The sequence below is a fragment of the uncultured Sphingomonas sp. genome (genome assembly GCF_964244235.1).
Classification (GTDB): domain Bacteria; phylum Pseudomonadota; class Alphaproteobacteria; order Sphingomonadales; family Sphingomonadaceae; genus Sphingomonas.
The window spans coordinates 1-4,434 of sequence record NZ_CAXTII010000131.1 but is presented as its reverse complement, the minus strand read 5'-3'; the positions used below and the strand labels follow the sequence as shown (position 1 = coordinate 4,434).

Annotated in this window: 5 protein-coding genes; 3 read left to right on the top strand and 2 right to left on the bottom strand. The window is 65.4% G+C overall.

Annotated features, from left to right (window positions below; all coding sequences use genetic code 11):
* The 3 genes from ACFE7D_RS14065 to ACFE7D_RS14055 all read left to right on the top strand — a co-directional run.
* On the top strand, positions 1-429 hold a 429-nt coding region (locus tag ACFE7D_RS14065), incomplete at its 5' end, for an ATPase (protein WP_375396038.1).
* Positions 422-979, top strand: a complete 558-nt coding sequence (locus tag ACFE7D_RS14060) for a hypothetical protein (protein WP_375396037.1) — start codon at positions 422-424, stop codon at positions 977-979. The genes ACFE7D_RS14065 and ACFE7D_RS14060, both read left to right, overlap by 8 nt.
* Before the next feature lie 63 nt (positions 980-1,042).
* Complete coding sequence (locus tag ACFE7D_RS14055; RefSeq protein ID WP_375396036.1) at positions 1,043-1,501, top strand: hypothetical protein; 459 nt, start codon at positions 1,043-1,045, stop codon at positions 1,499-1,501.
* Between the two features lie 26 nt (positions 1,502-1,527).
* Here ACFE7D_RS14055 and ACFE7D_RS14050 read toward each other — a convergent pair whose 3' ends face one another.
* Positions 1,528-3,165, bottom strand: a complete 1,638-nt coding sequence (locus tag ACFE7D_RS14050) for a diguanylate cyclase (protein WP_375396035.1) — start codon at positions 3,163-3,165, stop codon at positions 1,528-1,530.
* 127 nt (positions 3,166-3,292) lie between these two features.
* Positions 3,293-4,434, bottom strand: a 1,142-nt coding sequence (locus ACFE7D_RS14045) for an AAA family ATPase (protein ID WP_375396034.1), incomplete at its 5' end; no start/stop codon positions are given.

Genomic DNA, 4,434 nt, shown 5'->3' with positions numbered 1-4,434 from the left:
GCGCTGATCTATTTCGGGATCGGCAAGGCGATGGTGCCCCGGATCGAGCGGACGATCGACGATCGTGCCGCGCGGATCACGGGGGATCTCGCCGCGGCGGAGCATGCCCGCCGCGTCGCGCATAATACCGATGAGGCGTATCATGCCGGACTGGACTCGGCCCGTTCTCAGGCGATGAAGACGATCGCCGACGCGCATGGCAAGGCGACCGCCTCGATCGAGGCGAAGACCAAGGAAAGCGATGCCGTGCTGGCGTCGCGGACCGATGCGGCGATGGCGCGGATCGGCGAGACCCGCCGCGCCGCGCTGACCGAGATCGAGGTCGGCACGGTCGATGCGGTCGAGGCGATCGTCGCCAAGCTGTCGGGCGTGTCGATCGACCGCGCGGCGGCGGAGCAGCAGGTGAAGGCGGAACTGGCGCATGGCTGAGGGCCTCCATCCCGTTGCGCTGGCGACCACGCGCGGTGCGGTCGAACTGCATCACGAACCGTCCGCGTTGGGCATCACCGCAGCGGGCTTCGTTGCGATATCGATGCTCGTCGTCATCGGCATCATGCTGTGGCAGCGCGTACCGAAGCTGATCGCGGGTATGCTGGACGCCAAGATCGCGACGATCCGCCAACAGCTGGAGGAGGCGGCACGACTTCGCGCGGAGGCGGAGACTATGCTGGCTGGCGCGCAGGCACGCGACAAGGCAAGCGTCGGCGACGCGGCGGCGATTATCGCGCATGCCGAGGCGGAGGCCAGGATCATGCTGGCCAAGGCCGAAAGCGACGCGACCGACTTGCTTGCCCGGCGCAGCAAGATGGCGGAGGACAAAATCGGCGCGGCGGAACGTCAGGCGATTGCCGACGTCCGTGGTCGTGCCGCCGATGCCGCGGTGCATGCCGCCGCTTCGATCATCGCGCAGCGCCACGGTGCAGACGCGGACCGCGCGCTGGTGGACCGCGCCATCGCCGGGCTCGGCCGCGTCAACTGACAGTCCGGTCCGGCGGGGCTGGGCCGGGATGCAACCACTGAGGGTTTCACCGGTTCAGTCGGAATGACGATATACCTGACCCTGTTTTCCGCGCTCACGCTGATGTCGTCTCTTTCGGGAGCACAAACCGATCAGCGGAGCGCCGCGGATGCCGCAAAGGCTTTCTCGCTTGATCTGCCCGCGGCGAACGCGCCTGCCGCCGTGTCCGATCCCGACGCGCCACCATCCGTACCGGCCGTCTTTACGCTCGATACGCCGATCAGCCAGATCATCGCCGATCCGAAGGCGAAGGTCGTTCTTGACACGGACCTCCCGGGGCTCAGCACGGATACGAATCTGGCGAAGTTCCAGTCGATGTCGCTGCGCCAATTCCAGCCGATGACCGGCGGTCAAATGACCGATGCGCTGTTGGCGAAGACCGGAGCCGATCTGGCTGCGATCGCGCCATCGCCCGTGTTGGCGCATGCACCGGCGTCCGTGCCGCGGAGCCCGACTTCGCGCAAGGTCGACAACGGTCGTTGATCGCCCGGATTGTCCGCAACCATCGTTCAGGCGGCGGCTCGCGTGGGTGCGGCGCGCGTACGGTCGCGGCCGGATGCCTTGGCATCGAACAGTGCACGGTCGGCGCTTCGGTAGAGCGCGTTCCAATCGCTCTCCCGTGAAAGCATGCCGACACAGGTGCCGATGCTGGCGGTGACGCGCAGGTCGAACGGCATGCGCTCCTGGCGAAGCCGATCCAGGATGTCCGACGCGGCGATGTCGGTATCCGCGCCTACGACGATCGCGAACTCCTCCCCGCCGAAGCGCGACACCAACGCGTCGGCCGGGGTTGCCGCGCGCAATGCGCGGGCGAAGACCCGCAGCACCTCGTCGCCGCCGTCGTGGCCGATCGTATCGTTGACGGTCTTGAAATGATCGATGTCCGCCAGCAGCAGCATATGTTCGCCGGGCCGGCCGATCGCGCGCGACAGGAACGCACGACGGTTCAGCAACCCGGTCAGCGGATCGATCTCCGCCAGTTGCAGCGCCACCAGCTCGCGCGCTCGTGCCTGGTCACGTTCGCAGCTGAGTAGATAGATGCGATAGGCGATCGCCAGTCCGGATAGAGCGGCCTCCAGACCCATCGCGATGATCGTCGCGTTCTCGATGAAAAAACCGCCATCGACGATCGCGAGCATCTTCCCGATCCGAATCCAGGCGAAGCCGATCGGCACCGCCCATGTCACGGCGAACAGCCAGAAATATCGGCTCCGCTCTCGCCAAGCACGCCAGCCGATCATCGGGAACAACAGCATCAGGAGGATGAAAGCGCCCAGCCCCAGATGGTCGAGCAGCTGCGCGTGCCAGGGGATGAGGAACGCGCAGAGCGTTTCCGCGCCCATGACGCAGGCCGCCACGGACAGGCTGACGCGATCGAGCCATCCGGCGAACACCGGCCGCTCGAAAAAACCGCGCACGAAAAAGATCATCGCCGCGCCGCTCGCGCCCAGAAATAGCGTGGCAAGCCGCATCCGATAATGGTCATCCAGTTGCGGCAACCATTCGCCAAGCGCCCCGGACGATGTCGCGGCATAGCCGATGATGCACAGCAGGAGCATGCAATAGGCGGGCTGGAACGCCTGTCGCAGCGCGCGCCACAAGGCCAGATTGCCGATCAGCATGGTGATTGCCATGCCGGCGAACGCGCCGAAGAAGCCGGACAGACGGATCTCCCGGCTGGCGACCTGGTTTTCGGTCCCGATCATAGGGCGCCGCAGAACACCGCGCAGATTCGCTGCACCGTGCTCATGCCATAGCAACCGCATCGGTCGTGATGAGCCAGGGGGGATGGGCAGCACAACCACCGGGCCGAGCCGTAGATGGGGTCCGACCGTGCGGGACGTAATGCCGACGCTGCCGATCGATCCATCGGCGCGCAGTACGTAGAGCGCCACCGCGTCTTGCCAACCGCTCGCCATGCTGACGACATCGTCCGTTGTCGCGCCCCGGGGTAGCGGTTCGGACAGCAGCCAGAAATCGCCGCTGCCGAACCGAACCTGCGGCGTGGTGCAATCGAACAGGTTCGGCCGGGCGAACAGACCCCGTGCGGTCATGTCGGGCGCGGCGCGGGTGATACAGGGATGAAGCAGCAGCTGCGTCGCTTGGGCAGGCGACGTGAAGACCACACCGAATAGGAATGCCGTCAAGCTGGAGATCAGGAATACTGCGCGCCGCAATGCCATGCATCGGCTTAGGCACGGTAGCAGAAAGTTTTAGTAAACGTGTCGATATAAGCACCGGGGCGACCTACAGGTCGCCCGGCGTGGAGGCACCTTACTCGGCGGACACCGTCTCCGGCTTGCCGCCTTTCTTCTTTGGCTTCTTGGGCGCGGCGGGTTCGATCGCGAAGGACAACGCCCCGTCCTTCATCCGCACCGTGACCTCACCGCCATGGACCAGCTTGCCGAACAGCAGTTCCTCGGCGAGCGGCTGCTTGATCTTCTCCTGGATCAGGCGGCCCATCGGACGCGCGCCGTACAGCTTGTCGTAGCCCTTCTCGGTCAGCCAAGCCTTGGCCGCATCATCCAGGTTGATGTGGACGCCGCGATCCGCCAACTGGAGTTCCAGCTGCAGGATGAACTTGTCGACGACCCGCGCGACGACCTCGGGCGGGAGGTAGCCGAACGGCACCACCGCATCCAGGCGGTTGCGGAATTCGGGCGTGAACATCTTCTGCACCGCCTGCTCGTCCTCGCCCTCGCGCGTCAGGTTCCCGAAGCCGACCGTCTCGCGCGCCATGTCGCTCGCGCCCGCGTTGGTCGTCATGATGAGGATGACGTTGCGGAAATCGACCGACTTGCCGTGCTGGTCGGTCAGGCGACCGTTATCCATCACCTGCAACAGGATATTGAACAGATCCGGATGCGCCTTCTCGATCTCGTCGAGCAGCAGCACGCAATGCGGGTTCTGGTCGACCGCATCGGTCAGCAGACCGCCCTGGTCGAACCCGACATAACCCGGCGGCGCGCCGATCAACCGGCTGACCGAATGACGCTCCATATATTCCGACATGTCGAACCGCTGGAGGGGGATACCCAGGATCGACGCGAGCTGCTTGGCGACTTCGGTCTTGCCGACGCCGGTCGGGCCGGTGAACAGGTAATTGCCGATCGGCTTCTCCGGTTCGCGCAGGCCGGCGCGCGCCAGCTTGATCGCCGAGGCCAGCTTCTCGATCGCCGCATTCTGCCCGAACACCACGCGCTTGAGGTCGGTCTCCAGCGTCGACAGCGCCGCCTTGTCGTCGGTCGAGACCGACTTCGGCGGGATGCGGGCCATCGTCGCGATGACCTGTTCGATCTCCTTGGTGGTGATCGTCTTCTTGCGCTTGTTCGCAGGCACCAGCATCTGCATCGCGCCGACTTCGTCGATCACGTCGATCGCCTTGTCGGGCAGCTTGCGGTCGTTGATGTAGCGCG

What these genes read in the sequence shown, in the direction of transcription:
- ACFE7D_RS14060 (WP_375396037.1), top strand. Translation starts at nt 422, where the DNA reads ATGGCTGAGGGCCTCCATCCCGTTGCGCTGGCGACCACGCGCGGTGCG.
- ACFE7D_RS14055 (WP_375396036.1), top strand. Translation starts at nt 1,043, where the DNA reads ATGACGATATACCTGACCCTGTTTTCCGCGCTCACGCTGATGTCGTCT.